Source organism: Streptomyces sp. NPDC093795 (assembly GCF_044764665.1).
Classification (GTDB): domain Bacteria; phylum Actinomycetota; class Actinomycetes; order Streptomycetales; family Streptomycetaceae; genus Streptomyces.
The window spans coordinates 514,582-531,300 of record NZ_JBIWIO010000002.1; the positions used below are offsets into that span (position 1 = coordinate 514,582).

Annotated in this window: 17 protein-coding genes; 5 read left to right on the plus strand and 12 right to left on the minus strand. The window is 72.8% G+C overall.

Going from position 1 to position 16,719, the window contains the following annotated elements:
• Positions 1-29: 29 nt before the first annotated feature.
• A complete protein-coding gene (locus ACIRB7_RS07335; RefSeq protein WP_403593594.1) occupies positions 30-1,052 on the plus strand; it encodes a helix-turn-helix domain-containing protein in 1,023 nt (340 codons plus the stop codon).
• On the opposite strand, the gene ACIRB7_RS07340 is transcribed toward ACIRB7_RS07335, so the two are convergent.
• A complete protein-coding gene (locus ACIRB7_RS07340) occupies positions 1,022-2,179 on the minus strand; it encodes an alkaline phosphatase PhoX (RefSeq protein ID WP_403593597.1) in 1,158 nt (385 codons plus the stop codon). The two genes, ACIRB7_RS07335 and ACIRB7_RS07340, sit on opposite strands and share 31 nt — an antisense overlap.
• 206 nt (positions 2,180-2,385) lie before the next feature.
• On the opposite strand from ACIRB7_RS07340, the gene ACIRB7_RS07345 reads away from it, so the two are divergent.
• The gene (locus ACIRB7_RS07345; RefSeq protein WP_403593600.1) at positions 2,386-2,835 is read left to right on the plus strand and encodes a group III truncated hemoglobin; all 450 of its coding nucleotides are present in this window, start codon (positions 2,386-2,388) and stop codon (positions 2,833-2,835) included.
• Between the two features lie 118 nt (positions 2,836-2,953).
• Positions 2,954-3,367 carry a VOC family protein gene (locus tag ACIRB7_RS07350; RefSeq protein ID WP_403593603.1) on the plus strand — a complete coding sequence of 138 codons (414 nt, stop codon included), beginning with the start codon at positions 2,954-2,956 and terminating at the stop codon, positions 3,365-3,367.
• Positions 3,368-3,436: 69 nt separating this feature from the next.
• Here ACIRB7_RS07350 and ACIRB7_RS07355 read toward each other — a convergent pair whose 3' ends face one another.
• From ACIRB7_RS07355 to ACIRB7_RS07380, 6 genes are all read right to left on the minus strand, one after another.
• Positions 3,437-4,198 carry an SDR family NAD(P)-dependent oxidoreductase gene (locus ACIRB7_RS07355; RefSeq protein ID WP_403593606.1) on the minus strand — a complete coding sequence of 254 codons (762 nt, stop codon included), beginning with the start codon at positions 4,196-4,198 and terminating at the stop codon, positions 3,437-3,439.
• Between the two features lie 38 nt (positions 4,199-4,236).
• Positions 4,237-5,652 (minus strand): MFS transporter, encoded by a 1,416-nt coding sequence (locus ACIRB7_RS07360; protein ID WP_403593609.1) that lies wholly within the window; start codon positions 5,650-5,652, stop codon positions 4,237-4,239.
• A 90-nt stretch (positions 5,653-5,742) separates the two neighbouring features.
• Positions 5,743-6,330, minus strand: a complete 588-nt coding sequence (locus tag ACIRB7_RS07365; protein ID WP_403593611.1) for a TetR/AcrR family transcriptional regulator — start codon at positions 6,328-6,330, stop codon at positions 5,743-5,745.
• Between the two features lie 51 nt (positions 6,331-6,381).
• The gene (gene nirD, locus ACIRB7_RS07370) at positions 6,382-6,738 is read right to left on the minus strand and encodes a nitrite reductase small subunit NirD (protein WP_403593614.1); all 357 of its coding nucleotides are present in this window, start codon (positions 6,736-6,738) and stop codon (positions 6,382-6,384) included.
• Positions 6,735-9,299 carry a nitrite reductase large subunit NirB gene (gene nirB, locus ACIRB7_RS07375; protein WP_403593617.1) on the minus strand — a complete coding sequence of 855 codons (2,565 nt, stop codon included), beginning with the start codon at positions 9,297-9,299 and terminating at the stop codon, positions 6,735-6,737. The genes nirD and nirB overlap by 4 nt, the downstream gene beginning before the upstream one ends.
• Position 9,300: 1 nt before the next feature.
• Positions 9,301-10,524 (minus strand): NAD(P)/FAD-dependent oxidoreductase, encoded by a 1,224-nt coding sequence (locus ACIRB7_RS07380; protein WP_403593620.1) that lies wholly within the window; start codon positions 10,522-10,524, stop codon positions 9,301-9,303.
• A gap of 258 nt (positions 10,525-10,782) precedes the next feature.
• Here ACIRB7_RS07380 and ACIRB7_RS07385 point away from each other — a divergent pair, with 258 nt between their 5' ends.
• Positions 10,783-11,568 carry a sulfite exporter TauE/SafE family protein gene (locus tag ACIRB7_RS07385; RefSeq protein WP_403593623.1) on the plus strand — a complete coding sequence of 262 codons (786 nt, stop codon included), beginning with the start codon at positions 10,783-10,785 and terminating at the stop codon, positions 11,566-11,568.
• A gap of 9 nt (positions 11,569-11,577) precedes the next feature.
• On the opposite strand, the gene ACIRB7_RS07390 is transcribed toward ACIRB7_RS07385, so the two are convergent.
• From ACIRB7_RS07390 to ACIRB7_RS07410, 5 genes are all read right to left on the minus strand, one after another.
• Positions 11,578-12,195, minus strand: coding sequence for a class F sortase (locus ACIRB7_RS07390; protein WP_403593625.1), 618 nt, complete (start codon positions 12,193-12,195; stop codon positions 11,578-11,580).
• 167 nt (positions 12,196-12,362) lie between these two features.
• Complete coding sequence (locus ACIRB7_RS07395; protein ID WP_403593628.1) at positions 12,363-12,869, minus strand: hypothetical protein; 507 nt, start codon at positions 12,867-12,869, stop codon at positions 12,363-12,365.
• Between the two features lie 226 nt (positions 12,870-13,095).
• Positions 13,096-13,506 (minus strand): hypothetical protein, encoded by a 411-nt coding sequence (locus ACIRB7_RS07400; RefSeq protein ID WP_403593631.1) that lies wholly within the window; start codon positions 13,504-13,506, stop codon positions 13,096-13,098.
• Positions 13,499-15,199, minus strand: a complete 1,701-nt coding sequence (locus ACIRB7_RS07405; protein WP_403593633.1) for a right-handed parallel beta-helix repeat-containing protein — start codon at positions 15,197-15,199, stop codon at positions 13,499-13,501. The genes ACIRB7_RS07400 and ACIRB7_RS07405 overlap by 8 nt, the downstream gene beginning before the upstream one ends.
• 63 nt (positions 15,200-15,262) lie before the next feature.
• The gene (locus ACIRB7_RS07410; RefSeq protein WP_403593636.1) at positions 15,263-16,024 is read right to left on the minus strand and encodes an aminotransferase class IV; all 762 of its coding nucleotides are present in this window, start codon (positions 16,022-16,024) and stop codon (positions 15,263-15,265) included.
• Between the two features lie 91 nt (positions 16,025-16,115).
• Here ACIRB7_RS07410 and ACIRB7_RS07415 point away from each other — a divergent pair, with 91 nt between their 5' ends.
• A complete protein-coding gene (locus tag ACIRB7_RS07415) occupies positions 16,116-16,718 on the plus strand; it encodes an NADPH-dependent FMN reductase (protein WP_403593639.1) in 603 nt (200 codons plus the stop codon).
• The last annotated feature ends 1 nt before the right edge of the window (position 16,719 follow it).

Below are 16,719 nucleotides of genomic sequence, written 5' to 3' on the forward strand. Positions count from 1 at the left end.
GTGGTTGCGAGTGCACAGGTGGGGACGTCATGCTGCGGATTCATTTCACCGGAAACGACCTGGCGGGGGTGCGGACGGCAGCCCGTCCGGATGTTCTGTGGGAAACAATTCTGAGTTTTCACCGTTTAAGGGACCGGCGCGGCTCCGTGGTCTTCGGAGAATGGCGCTCCGAAACGCGGACGCGGCTCGGTGGTGAGACCCGGCTGCTCGCCGCGCTCGTCCCGAGCCGCGGCTATTTCCCCGACTTCCTGACGCCCGCGGAGGGCGTCCACGGGCTCGACGAGGGCCTCCAGGCGATCCGCGCGACCGGCTCCGGCAGGCTGCGCGCCGAGCTCTCGCTGCTCGCCGCGGACCGGTCGGGCGGCCGCACCGTACCCCACTCGCTCCGTGCCCTCGCCGACGGCGGCGCGGAGCCCTTCGACCGGCTCGTGGGGGCCCTGCGGAGCTATCACCGGGCGGCCGTCGAGCCGTACTGGCCGCACATCCGCGCCCGGGTCGAGGCGGACCGGGCCCGCCGCGGCCGGGCGCTGCTCGACGGCGGCGCGGACGAACTCCTCGCCTCCCTGCCGCCGATGCTGCGCTGGCGCGCGCCCGTCCTGGAGGCCGACTACCCGGTCGACCGGGACGTCCACCTCGACGGGCGGGGGCTGCTGCTCCAGCCCTCGTACTTCTGCCGGGGGACGCCGGTCGTGCTGCGCGACCCGGCGCTGCCGCCGGTCCTCGTCTACCCCGTCACCCACGGCGAGGCGCCGACGGTCCGGGCGCCCGGGGGCTCCTCGCTCGCCAAGCTGGTCGGCCAGACCCGCTCGGCGGTCCTGCACGCCATCGGCGACGGCGGTACGACGAGCGAGCTGGCCCGGAGGGCCGGGGTGTCGCTCGCCTCGGCCAGCCAGCACGCGGGCGTCCTGCGCGAGGCCGGGCTGATCGCGACCCTGCGCCACGGCAACGCGGTCCTGCACACGCTCACGCCGTTGGGCGCCGCCCTGCTAGGCGGCGCCCAACGGACGGTGGACCTGCGGTGTTACGCGCGGAACGGGCCCGTCACCTCGTAGGTGATGCCGCCCGAGGAGCTGCCGCTCGTGCCCCGCTGGCTGGAGAAGTACAGCCGCCTGCCGTCGGGGGAGAAGGCGGGGCCGCAGATCTCGGAGGAGGACTGGCCGGAGATCCGCAGGAACGGCGCGACGACGTCGTCCGGGGTGATCACGCAGATCTCCATGTTGCCGCCGTCCTCGGAGACGAACAGGTCGCCGGAGGTGGTGCCGGTGACGTTGTCGACACCGGTGAGCGGGGCGCCGCCGCCGGAGACGAGCGAGTCGTCGTAGGCCAGCTCGTAGGTGCCGGCGGCGAGGTTGACCTGCCAGACCCGGTTGTCGCCCTTGGTGGTGAACCAGACGGTGTCGTTGGCGTAGTAGCAGCCCTCGCCGCCGCTGAAGCGCTTGGCGCCGGAGACCTGGTTACGGGTGGTGGTCGGGGAGCCGTCCGGGTCCGGCACGTTCTGCCAGGTGAACGTGCCGGAGGTGGCCGTGCCGGCCTTGAGGACCTGGAGGGTGCCGGAGGAGAGGTTGCCCCAGGTGGTCGGGAGGAACCGGTAGAAGCAGCCGTCCGTCTCGTCCTCGGTCAGGTAGATCGCCTTGCGGACCGGGTCGGCCGCGGCGGCCTCGTGCTTGAACCGGCCCATCGCGTCACGGCGGTAGCTGGTGCCGCCCCACGGGTTCGACTCGTAGACGTAGCCGAGGGAGACCTCCTCGCAGGACAGCCAGGTGTTCCACGGGGTGGCGCCGCCCGCGCAGTTCTGCCGGGTGTTGGAGAGGATGCGGTACGCGCCGGTGATGGCGCCCGCCGAGTTGAACTTCACCGCGCTCGCGCCGCCGCCCGGGTTGATCTCCGAGTTGGACACGTAGATCCAGCCCGTGCCGTCGACGAAACAGGCGCCGCCGTCGGGGGCGTTGTGCCAGGTGTACGAGGTGCCGGCCACGGTCTGGCCGGACCGGGCGATCACCCGGCTGGTGAACCCGGCGGGCAGCAGGATGCCGTTCGAGTCCGCCGCACCGAGCGCCCCGTAGGGGCCCGCGCCCGGCTGGGCGGGGGCGGCGAACGCCGCGCCGTGCCACAGGCTGCCGCCGAAGGCGGCGGCCGACGAGCCGATGACCGCTCCACGCAGGAAACTGCGTCGCTCCACGTCTCACTCCTGAGAAGGGTGGTGAACCGCCCCGCCGCACCGGTCGGCGGCAGGGTCGCGCTTCCGGAACCTAGGAGTACGGAGTTGACTGTGCATCAACAAGCGGTGAAGCGGAAGCGGCGGGCGGCGGGCAAAGACGACGGTCCGCTCCCGGGGAGGACCTTCGGCACTTGGGGGAGGCGGGCCCGGCGGGGACACTGGGGGGCATGCGCGCCACCCGGGACATCAGCGACCGCGACGACCTCGACGTCACTCTGCGCCGCTTCTACACGGCGGCCTTCGCCGACCCGCTCATCGGGCCCTTCTTCACCGAGATCGCCGGCACCGACCTGGAGGTCCACCTGCCGCGGATCACCGACTTCTGGGAGCGCGCCCTCTTCCGTACCGCCGACTACGGGCGCGACGCCTTCGCCCCGCACGCCGCCCTCCACTCCGCCCGGCCGCTCACCGCCGCCCACTTCGGCCGCTGGGTCCAGCTCTGGCACGCCACCGTCGACGGCCTCCACGCCGGGCCCCGGGCCGAGCGGGCCAAGGAGCAGGGCGAGCGGATCGCCCTCGCCCTGCTGCGGCGCCTGGCCGGGCCCGGGGCGGAGACCGGCGGCGGGAGCGGGGGATTCGTCCCCTTGGCGGCACTGGAGCTGCGCTCGGTGGCCTGAGCGAGGAAATCCTCGAAGAATCCTCGGGAGAGCGATGAGTTCCGGGCGGGACGTCCGTCCTACCTCTGACAGCGCCGGAACGCACCGAGCGGGCCGGACCGAAGGAAGAGAGCACGCCATGGCCCCGCAGATGATCTTCGTGAACCTGCCCGTGAAGGACCTCGACGCCAGCAGGGCCTTCTTCGAGAAGCTCGGCTACTCCGCCAACCCGCAGTTCAGCGACGAGACCGCCGCGTGCATCGTCATCAGCGACACGATCTGCGCGATGCTCCTCACCGAGGAGAAGTTCGCCTCCTTCACGGCCCCCGGCAAGGAGATCTCCGACGCGACCAGGACCACCGAGGTCCTGCTCACCCTGAGCACCGAGAGCCGCGAGAAGTGCGACGAACTGGCGGACGCCGCCCTCGCCGCCGGCGCCACCCCGGCGAAGGAGCCGATGGACCTCGGCTTCATGTACGGCCGCTCCTTCACCGACCTGGACGGCCACCACTGGGAGCTGTTCTGGATGGACCCGGCGGCCACCCAGGGCTGAGCCCCACGAGCCCCACGAGCCTCACGAGCAGCCCTACGAGCCCTACGAGCCCCACGAGCCTCACGGACGTCAGGCGGAGACGCCGCCGTCGATCACCAGGTCGGTGCCGACGGCGGAGCCCGCCGCGTCCGACGCGAGGTAGAGCACCGCGGCCGCCACCTCGGCGGCGGACGAGATACGCCCCAGAGGCGACTGCTCCTTCATCCGGACCTCCCGCTCGGCCTCGGTCTCGCCGGGCAGCAGCGACATCGTCGACTCCGCCGCACCCGGGCTGACCGCGTTGATACGGACCCCGTCGGCGATGTGGTCCAGGGCCGCGGCCCGAGTCATCGCCGAGACGGCCGCCTTCGAGACCTGGTAGCCGAAGACGCCGGGGATGCGGACGTGCGGGCCCAGGTTCGAGGAGATGTTCACGATGGCCCCGCCGCCGTGCGCCCGCATGTGCGCGATCTCGGCCTGGAGGGCGTGCAGCACCCCCGTGACGTTGATGTCGAGCAGCGTCCGCCAGTCGTCCAGGGGGAAGTCCGCGGCGCTGTGCCCGCCCCGGAAGACCCCCGCGTTGTTGACGGCCACGTCGAGACCGCCGAAGACCTCGACCGTACGCCGGACCAGCTCCCGGGTGGACTCGGCCCCGGCCACGTCGGCGGTGACGGCCGCGGCGGTGCCCCCGGCGGCCTCGATCAGGGCGACCGTCGCGTCGAGCGGCTCGGCGGTGCGGCCGGCGACGACGACCTTCGCGCCCTCGGCGGCGAAGGCGAGCGCGATGGCCCGGCCGAGACCGGAACCGGCCCCGGTGACGAGGACGACACGGTCGGTGAAGCGTGCGGACATGGTGCGACTCCCTTGAGGAACGTGGAGGGGTGAGGTGGTCACTTGGAGCGGAGAACGGCGGCGGCCAGAGCGGCGAAGAGGGTGGCGGCGGCCGCCACCGACACCGCGTCGCCGCCCAGGGTGAGCAGCGCGGCGAAGACCACGGTCGGCCCGAGTTCCATCGCCGTGTTCAGGACACCGCCCGCGAGCCCCGCCCGGTGCGCCGGGACGCCGTCGGTGGCCAGGACGGCGGCGCCCGCGAAGGACAGGGCGCCGCCGGCCGGAAGGAGGAGCAGCCCCGGCAGCAGCCCGTACGCGTACGGGACGGAGGCGTCGAAGCCCGTCGCGGCGAGGAGCCCGAGGCCCAGCGCCGCCGCGCCGAGCCCGGCCGCGGTCACCCGGCCGGGGCCGTACCGCCCGATCAGCGGGCCCGCGAGGCGTCCCGAGCCGAGCAGGACGGCCGCGAAGGGCACGAAGGCGGCGGAGGTGAGCAGTTCGTCCCAGCCGCGCCGCTCCTGGAAGGAGAGGGAGAGCAGGACGAAGACCGTGGCCGTGCCGGCCGCCGTGAGGCCGATCGCCGCGAGGCCCAGGACCCGGCGGCCGTCGCGCAGGAAGTCCGGGGGAAGCAGCGGGTCGGCGGTCCGCCGCTCCAGGGCCCCGAAGGCGACGAGCAGGGCGAGCCCGGCGACGAGGGGGAGCAGGACCGGGGCGGAGCCCCAGGGGTGGGCGTCGGTGAGGACGAGCCCGTAGCTGGCGAGCGTGATGCCCGCGGTGGCGAGCAGGGCGCCCGGCAGGTCGAGTGACCGGCCCCGGCCCGGCGGCGTCGCGGGCAGCAGCCTGGGCGCGAGGAGGAGGGCGGCGAGGGTCACCGCGACCGGGACGGCGAAGGTGCCGCGCCAGGAGGTGGCGGCCGCGATAGCTCCGGAGAGCAGGTTCCCCGCGGTCGCGCCGAGCACGGAGAGACCGCCCCAGGTGGCCATCGCCCTGCCGTACGCGGCCGGTTCGGGGAGCAGGGACCGGAGCACGGCCATCGCGGCCGGGGCGACGAGCGCCGCGCCCACGCCCTGGCCGAACCGGGCGGCGAGCAGCGACTCGTACCCCGGGGTGAGCGGGGCGAGGGCGGAGGCGACGCCGAAGACCAGGAGGCCGGTGGTGAGGATCCGGCGCCCGCCGTAGCGGTCGGCGAGTCGCCCGCCGAGGAGGAGCAGCCCGGCGAAGGTCAGCCCGTAGGCGGCGCTCAGCAGGATCAACTCGGCGCGTTCGAGCCGGAATTCGGCGCCGATGCGGGGGAGGGGGACGGCGAGGGAGGCGAGCGTGAAGATCAGTGTCATCTGCACACCGCCGAGCAGGGCGAAGCCGTACCGGGGCGATGCGATCGTCGCGGCGCGCCGGTGGCTCCTGGTGGCCCGCGCCGGGCCCGTGTGCGGCCCTTCCCGCACCGGCGCGGTCGTCGCGTCAGCCTTTGTGGCGGCCATTCCGTCTCCCCCTTGAACTTGACCGTACGTTCCAATATGAAGCCCGAAGAGAGGGCGCCCCATGGGCGCCCGTTCCTCGGTCCAGCAGGCTCAGTGGTCCAGCAGGCTCAGTGCCTGTTCCGCCGCGTCCCGGACCCTCGCCGGGTCGCTCGACGCCTTGCCGACCACGCGGATGCCCTGGAGCAGCACCAGGAGCATCCGGGCCAGGGCCCGCGGATCCCGACCGGCCGGGAGCTCGCCCCCGGCGCGGGCCCGGGTGAGCGCCGCGTACAGGAGCGTCTCGACCTGCTCCCAGCTGAGCTCGACCCGGCGCGCCACCACCGGGTCGTGCGGCCCGAGTTCGGCCGCCGAGTTGGTGACGAAGCAGCCGTTCAGGCGCTCCCCCTCCGTCGTCGCCTCGGCCGCGAAGCGGCGGACGAGCGTCCGGACGGCCGGCAGGGCGGGCCCCGGCACGGACAGCTCCTCGACGAGCCGCGGGTCGCGGGTCTCCAGGTAGCGGTCCATGGCCTTCAGGTACAGCTCGTGCTTGTTCCCGAAGGTCGCGTAGAGGCTGGCCCGGCCGATGCCGAGGTGCTCCACGAGGTCCGACATCGCAGTCGCCTCGTAGCCGCGCGCCCAGAACAGCTCAAGGGCGGCCTGGAGCGCGGCGTCCGGATCGAATTCCTTGGTCCTGGCCACAGGAGGACCGTACGACTATCTGGAACGATCGGTCAAGCAATCTCGGTCAACTCACGTGGTCCGGACGGGATACACCGCCACCGCGACCTCGTCGTCGTCCAGGCACTGCCCCGTCTCCAGGTCGAACCGCTGCTTCAGGAGCGGCGAGGCCACGAACGGGCGTCCGTCCGCCGAGCCGACGAGCCCCCGGGACAGCACCTGCGCCCCGGAGAACGGGTCACGGTTGTCGATCGCGTAAAGGCGTCCCGACCGGTCCCGGAAGACCGCCACCTGCCGGCCGTCCGGCAGCAGCGCCGCCACACCCCGGCCGGGGGTCAGCCGGGACTCCTCGCAGACCGTCACCCATGCGTCGGGGGCGGGGGAGACTTCGAGCGTCGTGGTGGTGAGGGAGGTGAGAGTCGTCGTCATCGGGAGGAAGCCCCTTCCAGCGTGCTGTTCGTCCTGCCGAGCGTCAGGATCGTGAGGTCCGGCTTGATCTGGTCGCGCTCCGGCACGAACCGGACCGACGGGTCCGGCGCGTCCGGCGCGTTCACGAAGGAGACGAAGCGCCGCAGCCGCTCCGGGTCGTCCAGGGTCTGCGCCCACTCGTCCTGGTAGTCGTCGACGTGCGCCGCCATCAGGGCCTCCAGTTCGTCGCAGAGCCCGAGCGAGTCGCGCACCACCACGTCCTTGAGGTGGTCGAGCCCGCCCTCCAGGCGCTCCAGCCACGTCGACGTCCGCTCAAGACGGTCCGCCGTCCGGATGTAGAACATCAGGAACCGGTCGATCAGGCGCACCAGTTCGGCGTCCGACAGGTCCTGCGCGAGCAGGTCCGCGTGGCGCGGGGTCGCGCCGCCGTTCCCGCCGACGTACAGGTTCCAGCCGTTGGCCGTCGCGATGATCCCGAAGTCCTTCGACTGCGCCTCGGCGCACTCGCGGGCGCAGCCCGAGACCGCCGACTTGAGCTTGTGCGGGGCGCGCAGACCCCGGTAGCGCAGCTCCAGCTGGATCGCCATCTTCACCGAGTCCTGGACGCCGTACCGGCACCAGGTCTGCCCGACGCAGGACTTCACCGTGCGCAGCGACTTGCCGTACGCGTGCCCCGACTCGAAGCCCGCGTCCACGAGCCGGGTCCAGATCGCCGGGAGCTGGTCCACCCGGGCGCCGAAGAGGTCGATCCGCTGGCCGCCCGTGATCTTCGTGTAGAGGCCGTAGTCGCGGGCCACCTCGCCGATCACGATCAGCTTGTCCGGGGTGATCTCGCCGCCGGGGATGCGCGGCACGACCGAGTAGGAGCCGTTGCGCTGCATGTTGGCGAGGAAGTGGTCGTTGGTGTCCTGGAGGGAGGCCTGCTCGCCGTCGAGGATGTAGCCGCCGATGCCGAGTGTCGGGGCGAGGCTCGCGATGATCGAGCCGACGGTCGGCTTGCAGACCTCGCAGCCCTCGCCGCCCTTGGCCCCGTCCCGTCCGTGCGAGTCGAGCAGCGCCGCGAACGAGGTGATCCGCAGGGTGCGGGCGATCTCGTACAGCTCGCTCCGGGTGTACGAGAAGCAGCCGCAGAGGCCCTTGTCCTTGGCCGCCGGCAGCAGCTTCTCGATGGTCTTCACGCAACTGCCGCAGCCCGTACCGGCCTTGGTGCACTTCTTCACCTCGGCGAGCGATTCGCACTGGCCGATCGCGTGCTTCGTCACGTTGTGGCAGGAGCAGATCACCGCGTCGTCCGGCAGCGCCGAGGGACCGAGCGCGACCGGCGCGCCGACCCCCGCCGGGAGCACCAGCTGCTCGGGGGAGACGGGCGGCACGGTGCCGGTCAGCGGCCGGAGCAGCCCGTACTGCTCGGCGTCACCGACGAGGACACCGCCGAGCAGCACCCCGTCACCGGAGATCACCAGCTTCTTGTAGACACCCGAGCGGGAGTCCGAGTACACGACGTCGAGGCAGCCCTCGGCCGTGCCGTGCGCGTCACCGAAGGAGGCCACGTCCACACCGAGCAGCTTCAGCTTCGTCGACAGGTCGGCGCCGGTGAAGCTGGTCCCGACCTCGTCCGCCAGGGTCGCGGCCACCGTCAGCGCCATCTCGTAGCCCGGCGCCACCAGGCCGTACACCCGGCCGTCCGAGGCCAGCGCGCACTCGCCGATCGCGAACACCGCCGGGTCGGAGGTACGGCACAGCTCGTCGACCGCGATGCCGCCGCGCTCCCCGACGGTGAGGCCGCAGTCGCGGGCCAGCTGGTCCCGGGGGCGTACACCCGCCGAGAACACCACCATGTCCGTCGCCAGCTCGGAGCCGTCCGACAGCTTCATGCCCGTCACGGCGCCGTCCGCCGTCACGACCTCCTGCGTGCCGATCCCGGTGTGGACGGTCAGGCCCATCCGCTCGATCGTGCGGAGCAGCGCCGCGCCGCCGCCCTCGTCGACCTGCACCGGCATCAGACGCGGCGCGAACTCCACGACGTGGGTGTCGAGCCCGAGGCCCTTCAGCGCGCCCGCCGCCTCCAGGCCGAGCAGACCGCCGCCGACGACCGCGCCGGTCGTCGCCGTCTTCGCGTACTCCTCGATCGCGAGCAGGTCCTCTATCGTCCGGTACACGAAACAGCCGCGGGCGTCCTTGCCGGGGACCGGCGGCACGAACGGGAACGAGCCGGTGGCCAGGACGAGCGAGTCGTACGCGAAGACCCGGCCGGAGCGGGCGGTGACCGTACGGGCCTCCCGGTCCACCGACTCCGCCGCGTCACCGACGTACAGCTCGATGCCGTGCTTCTCCATGAAGCCGGCCTCGACCATCGACAGGTCGTCGGGCGTCTTGCCGGAGAAGTACGAGGTCAGCTGGACGCGGTCGTAGGCGGGGCGCGGCTCCTCGCAGAGGACCACGATCCTGGCCCGCTCGGTGACGCCACGCTCGGCGAGCGACTCCAGGAAGCGCTGCCCGACCATTCCGTGGCCGACCAGGACGATCGTGGGGGTGTGTGCGGCCGTCATGTCAGCGCTCATGTCAGGAGCCTCCGTCGTGGGTGAGCAGGTGGAGCAGGGGGGCGTCGGGGAGGGCCTCGTCGCCCTCCCACGCCTGGGCGAGCGAGCCGACCGCGGCCAGGTCGCCGAGGAGGACGCCCCCGACGAGCCGGTCCCCGCGGACGACGACCTTCCGGTACGCGCTGCGCGTGGCGTCGGTGAGCTGGACGACGTCGTCGCCCGGCTGAGGGGTGGCCTCGCCGAACGCGGCGAGGTCGAGGGGGTGGGCACCACCGAGGGTGAGACGGGTGAGGGCGCGGGTGCCGGTGTACGGGGATCCCGGGGCGTCGGCGCCGCTCAGGGCGCCGTCCGTGGCCGTTTCGGCCGAGAGCAGGGTCGCCAAGTGGTCTGCCTGTTCCAGGGCCGGGCCCGCCAGGCCGTAGACACGGCCCTCGTGCTCCGCGCAGTCGCCGACCGCGTGGATGTACGGATCCGAGGTCCGCAGCTCGTCGTCGACCATGACCCCCCGACCGACGTCAAGGCCCGCCTCGCGGGCGAGGGCGACACGCGGCCGCACCCCGCAGGCCAGCACCACGACCTGCGCGTCGAGGACGAAGCCGTCGGCCAGTTCGACCGCCGTCACCGCCCCGTCCCGCTGCCGCAGCCCGCTCACCCGGCACTCGGTGTGCACCTCGACCCCGAGCGCCTCCATGTGCTCGCGCAGCAGCTCCGAGGCGTACGCGTCGAGTTGGCGTTCCATCAGGCGCTCGCCCTGCTGCGTGAGGACCACCTCCGCGCCGAGGGCCGCGAGAGCCCGCGCCGCCGAGACCCCGAGGAGCCCGCCGCCGATGACCACCGCCCGCACCCCGGGCCGGACCCGGTCGCGCAGCGCCAGGCAGTCGTCGAGCGTACGGAAGGCGTGGACGCCCTCCGGCAGCTCCGCCCCGCGCAGTCCGCGCAGCGGCGGCAGCACCGGGTTGGAGCCCGTGGCCAGGACCAGCCGGTCGTAGCCGACGAGCGAGCCGTCCGCGCACTCCACCGTCCGCGCCGCCCGGTCGATCCGCACCGCCCGCACCCCGAGCCGTACCGGCTCCCGGGTCTCGGGCAGGGCGATCACCTCGGGGGCGTACCGCCCGGCGAGGACGTCGGCGAGCAGCACCCTGTTGTAGGGGGCGTGCGGCTCCTCGCCGAGGAGGGTGACGGGCAGGCGCTGGGCGAGCCGGGCGCCCGCCGTTCCGCCCCCGACCACCACGATCCGTGTACTCATACAGGGAAGCGTGCGCGGCCGGTGTTACCCGACGGCATCCCGACTGTTTCCCGTACGGAACGCTGATCTCCGCCCCCGGCCCGGCGCGCTGTGAGGCCCGGGCGGGATCAACCCGCCGTGAGCCTCGGCTCACGCCCGTCTGCAAGGACCCGGGCGGCGGGCCGGAGCTGCGGATTTCCGTATACGCAACCTCAGAGGTAGCTCAACGATCAGGCGATCGACGGACGGGCCAACGATCATCTCCCTAGGCTCACGGACATGCCCGAGATCACGCTGACCACCGTTGTCCTGCTCTGCATAGCCGCCCTCGTGGCGGGCTGGATCGACGCCGTGGTCGGCGGTGGCGGGCTGCTCCTGATACCCGCCCTGCTGCTCGGCCTCCCCAACGTCCCCGCCGCCCACGTCCTCGGCACCAACAAGGCCGTCGCGATCGTCGGCACCACCGGGGCCGCCGTCACCTATGTCCGCAAGGCGCCCGTACAGGTCTGGACGGCGGTACGCATCGGGCTCGCGGCCCTCGCGGGCTCCATGGGCGGCGCCTTCTTCGCGGCCGGGATCAGCAGCGACGTCCTGCGCCCGGTCATCATGGTGGTGCTGCTCGCGGTGGCGGCCTTCGTCGTGCTGCGGCCGTCGTTCGGCGCGAAGCCCGCGGGGGAGGAGCGGGCGCCGCTGACCCGGGCCCGGATCGTGACCGCCATCGTCGTGGTCGGCGGCGGCCTCGGTCTCTACGACGGCCTGTTCGGGCCGGGCACCGGCACCTTCCTGGTCCTCGCCCTGACCGCCGTGCTCCACCTCGACCTGGTGACGGCCTCCGCCACCGCCAAGATCGTCAACGTCTGCACCAACGCCGGCGCGCTCGCCATGTTCGCCTACCAGGGCAGCGTCTACTGGCAGCTGGCGGCCGTCATGGCGCTCTTCAACCTCACGGGGGGCATGGTCGGGGCGCGGATGGCGCTGAGCAAGGGCGCCGAGTTCGTGCGCGGGGTGCTGCTCGTCGTGGTGCTCTCGCTGGTCGCGAAGCTCGCCTTCGACCAGTGGGCGTGACCGGCCCGGCTACTTCACCCCGATGAGGTGGCCGAAGGCGACCACGTTCCCCTGGTAGCCGTTCTTCTTCGAGAAGCCGCCGCCGCAGGTGATCACCCGGATCTCCGCGCGGCCCGTCTCGTCGTACACCTTCCGGTCCGGGAAGTCCTTGTTCTCGTACACCTCGACCGCGTCGACCGTGAACACGGCGGTCCTGCCGTCCTGCCGGTCCACCTCGATCCGGTGGCCCTTCTTCAGCGCGCCGAGCGTGTAGAACACGGCGGGCCCCTCGGCGTTGTCGACGTGACCCGCGACGATCGCCGTGCCCTTGGCGCCGGGCGGCGTGCCGTCCGCGTACCAGCCGGCCATGTTCCGGTTCCCGGCCGGCGGTACGTCGAGCGAACCGTCCCGGGCCAGACCGAGCCGCATCATCGGGGTGTCCACATCGGTCTCGGGGATGCGCAGCCGGACCGGGGCCGAGGGCGGCAGTGGATCGGCGGCCGCGTCGGTGTGCACGCTCGGCCCGGCGGCGAAGGCCTGCGCGGCCGACGGTACGGGCGGGGTGACGTGCTCCGAGCCGTTCTGGACGAGCCAGAGACCGGCGCAGGCGGCCACGGCTATGCCCCAGCCCTTGCTCCTGTTGCTCACGGGGTTCCCTCGGTCGGTGCGTGGCGGGGGCGGGGTCGTCGGGGGCGGCGGACGCCCCCGGCCGGGTCGGTACGTGGCGGGGCGGCCGCCCCTGGTGGGCGGGATGTGGCCCTGCCCCCGCCGGGCCGGTTACGGGCGCGCGGCGGGGGCAGGACAGGCGGGTGGTCTCAGTGCCCCTGCGCGCCGCTCGCCCGGCGGCGCAGAAGCCAGACCCCGCCCACGGCAGCCGCGGCCAGCACCGCCGCGCCCGCCGTGACCTGGGCGGTGTCGGGGCCCACGCTGCCCCCGACACCGGTCTGGACGTGGCCGCTGGGACGCCGGTGCTTGACCGTCAGGTCACCCCGGGCCGTCTTCCCGTTGTCGCAGGCCACACTGATGCCGTAGGTGCCGGGCTTGGCGTGCTCCGGCACGGTGAACTGTCCGACCACGACCTCTTTGTGCGTGCTCGAACTGAGGTGGAACTCGCCCGCGCCGAGCGAGTTCGCGTCCCCGACGCCGCGGCCGTGCTTGCCGCAGGCGAGGGTGTTGACGGTGATGGTGGTGCCGGGGGAGGCCTCGGAGGGGTAGACCTCGAGCGTCTCGGAGTTCCCGGCGAACGCCGCGGGGGCGGCCAGGGCTCCGAGGGCGGCGACCGCCAGCGCGGTACCGGTGAACAGGCGGACAGTGGTGCGCATGGGGGCCTCCGGGGCGCGCGAGCGGTCGAGCGGTGCGGTCCTCCCGGGAGGGACTTCCCGGAACGGCCTTCTGTGACCGAGATAAGAGCCGCCGCGCGCGCCGCGCCTCCTGATGAGGCATCAGGATTGGGCCGTCCGATACGGTATGTCGCCTGGATTTCGAAGGTTTACGCAGGTCAGAGCGGGTTACGTGGCGTCAGGTGACACCCCGTGCCGAACGGGTGACCTATCCGGTCCCGGTCAGGCCGCCGATCGCCGCCAGGGCCCATTCCTGCGCCCCCATCGTCGTACCGGCCGCGACGCCCGTCGCCACCGGGGCGAGCGCGCCCCTCAGGGTGGCGAGCGCCCGGCGTACCCTGCCCTCCTCGACGGGCTCCGGCCGGGTGATCTCCGCGAGGACCTCCTCGGCGGCCGCGGCGGCGTCCTCGCGGTCCTGCTCGGGGAGGCCCGCCTGGGGCAGCTGCCGGAGGAGTTCGTTCACCCGCTCGGCGAGCGCCTCGTACCCCGGCGCGACCGCGGTGTTGCTCTGCTGGTTCTGGGTGACCGTCTCGTTGTTCCAGGCGAACTGGGAGTGCGAGACGGAGCCGTGGAAGACGGGGCCGTCGCCGGGGGGCTGCGGGTTCCGCTGATCACTCATGTGCCGGACCGTCCTCTGTCGTCTGGTGCTGGTTGACGTTCTTGTTGTTCCAGGTGAACTGGCTGTTGTGGACCGGGCCGTGGATCACGGGGCCCGTGTAGTTGTTGATGATCGTCGGCGCCGGCTCGGCCGGGCGGATCTGTACGACCGGAAGCGACGTGCGCAGCGAGACGAGCTCGACGCGGCCGTTGTGCCGTACGGCGGGCCCCTCCGTCCCGTTCACCGCGCAGTCCACCAGACGGCCCCCGCCCTCGTCGGTGAAGACGGCGCCGGCGCTCGCGCAGTCGGTGAACTCGCTGTGCGCGACGTCCGCGTAGCCGGAGTCGCTCGCGGAGACACCGGCCCCCTCCGACGCCTTCACGGTGAGGTTCCGCACGGAGAGCTTCCCCTGGCCGCCGACGGCGGCTCCGCAGACGCTCACGGCCGTGACCTCGCAGCCGCGCACGAGCAGCTGCGCCTCCTCGCCCGCGAAGAAGCCCACCGCCCCGCGCTCCGCCGTCACGCCTTCGAGCGTGACCCTGGACCGGCCGAGCGCGGTCACCGCGGTCTCGAAGTCGCGGAACACGACATCGGTGAGGCCGGCCGAGGTGCCACCGTCCCCCTTGGTGTCCAGGCCCAGCGTGCAGCGGTCCACCCGGACCTGCTCGAACAGGCCCTCCGCTCCGTCCCGGACCCGCAGCGCCGAGTTCGTCAGATCCTCGATGCCGATCCGGGAGAAGTGACCTCCGGCCCCCTCGGTGACGGCGATGCCGACGTTGCCTCGGGAGATACGGCAGTCGTGGACCTCCGGCGTGCCGCCGGTGGTCACGAACACCGAGATATTGCGTGCGCCGAGGACCTGACAGTCCTCGAACCGCCCCCTCGCCGTGGTCTGGACGTTGATCCCCGTGTCGCGGCAGTCGGTGAGGACGCAGCCGCGCACCACCGGGTCGGCGCCGCTCGCCGCGGCGATCCCGTGCCGCGCGCCGGTGATCCGTGTGGTGTCGACGGAGCCCCGGGACTGCTCGATGAACATGATCCCCTCCCCGTGGACGGAGGTGATCGCGCAGTCCGCGACGGTGAGCCGCGCCCGGGTGTCCGCCATGAGGGCCGCCTGCCCGGTGTCGGTCAGCTCGCAGCCGACGACCTCCGCCTGAGCGTCGCTGACCCGCAGGCCGTGGATCCGGCTGCCCTCGATCCTGCTGCCCCGGACCGTGACCCGGGCGCCCTCGATCACGGCGATCGCGTTGTCCGCCGCGTCGGTGAAACGGCACCGCTCGACGAGCCCCACGCCCCCCGTGAAGAGCGTCCGGCCGTGGGCGACCACGCTGTCCCGCAGGGTGACGGAGGTGCGCGGCGAGGCGTGCACCCCGACGCCGCCGTGCGCCCAGACCTCCGTGCGGTCGAGCGTGAGTGTTCCCGCGTGGCAGCCGACGACGACGGACTCACGGCCGACGAGGGTGAGTCCTTGGATCCTGACCGATCCGGCCGCGGTCAGGACGGGGCCGCGGGGCGGTCCGACGACGACGGAGCCGGCGCCCTCGGCCGCGACCAGCTCCACGTCACCCCTGACGTCGAGGAACTCCTCGTACCGGCCGGGCGCGATCTCGATCAGCGCCGCCCGGCCCCGCGCGGCGGCCGCGCGGAGCGCCGACGCGATGTCGGGGTGGGCGCGACGACCGCCGCGCGGCGAGACCACGTATCTCGCGACCATGTCCGATGTCTCTCCCCGTACCGTCGTGACAGTGGCCCGTACGGCTCCGAACCCCGTACCGCTCTACAGCGCTTCCGGCTCCACCGAGTCGTACGCCGAGTACACCCGTCCCATCAGCTCCTCGTCCACCGCGAACGTCACCTCGTCGATCGCCGTCACCGGCGCGATGGACCGGGAGTTGGTCACGAGCGCGGCCCGGTAGCCGGACAGGCCGGCCAGGGTGACCGGGCGCCGGACCGACTCCAGGCGGGTCTCCAGGAGGGCCATGGTGATCCCCTCCAGACAGGGCGCCGACGGCCAGACCAGCGAAGTACCGTCCCAGAAGGCGATGTTGGTGACGGCGCCCTCGGCGATCTCGCCGTACGGGGAGATCAGCGCGGCCTCGTCCCAGCCGGCCCGCACGGCCGCCTCGCGGTGGTAGCTCTGGCCGAAGCCGCCCAGGTGCTTGATGTGCGGCGCGGGCCGCCAGTACTCGACGGTCGTCAGCCGCTGCGGGGCCCCGGGGCCGTCCGGGGCCGGTGGCGCGACGGTCACCGCGACGCGGACGCCCGGGTAGACGTACACCCGCACCGAGGCGTCCCGCACCCCGGCCGCCTCCAGGGCGCCACCGATCAGCTCCCGGATCCGCTTCCCGTCCAGTTCCCGGCCGAAGAGCTCACGGGTGGAGCGGTCCAGGCGGGCGAGGTGCAGGTCGAGGCCCTTCACGCGCCCGTCCCGTACCTGCATCGCCGTGAAGTGGCCGAAGCCGGTCATGAGGGCGGCGATCAGCGCCGGGTCGGTGGCGGGGACGCCGTCGATCTCGATGTGCCGGGGCTGAGTCGTCATGCCCTCACCGTACGTCCGGGGAAAGGGCCTTGGAGGCCCCGCCGGAACACCGCTTGACCTCAACAAAGGTTGAGGTACCACGATCATCCCCATGGACCTCACGAACTCCACGCGGACCCGTCCCCTCTCCCTCGCCCTCGTCGTCGCCAGCGACCGCGACGGCCGCTTCGCCCCCGTCATCACCGACTGGTTCCGCTCCCGCCTCGCCGGGCGCGAGGACTTCACCGTCTCCGTCGTCGACCTCGCCGAGGTCGACCTCCCCACCTCCCTCTCCTACGATCCGTCCCCGGCCGTCAGAGCCGAACTCGCCAAGGTCACACCGGTGTTGGAGGCCGCGGACGCCTTCGTCGTCATCACCCCCGAGTACAACCACTCCTTCCCCGCCTCCCTCAAGAACCTGATCGACCGGCACTACACCGAATGGCAGGCCAAGCCCGTCGGCTTCGTCTCCTACGGCGGCCTGTCCGGCGGCCTGCGGGCCGTCGAGCAGCTCCGCCAGGTCTACGCCGAGATGCACGCCGTCACCGTCCGCGAGACCGTCTCCTTCCACAACGCCCACGGGCAGTTCGACGAGAACGGACAGCACAAGGACCCCGCCGGCGCCGACATGGCGGCCCAGGCACTCCTCGACCAGATCGGCTGGTGGGGTCGCGCCCTCAAGGACGCCAAGTCGGCCACCCCGTACGGCAAGTGAG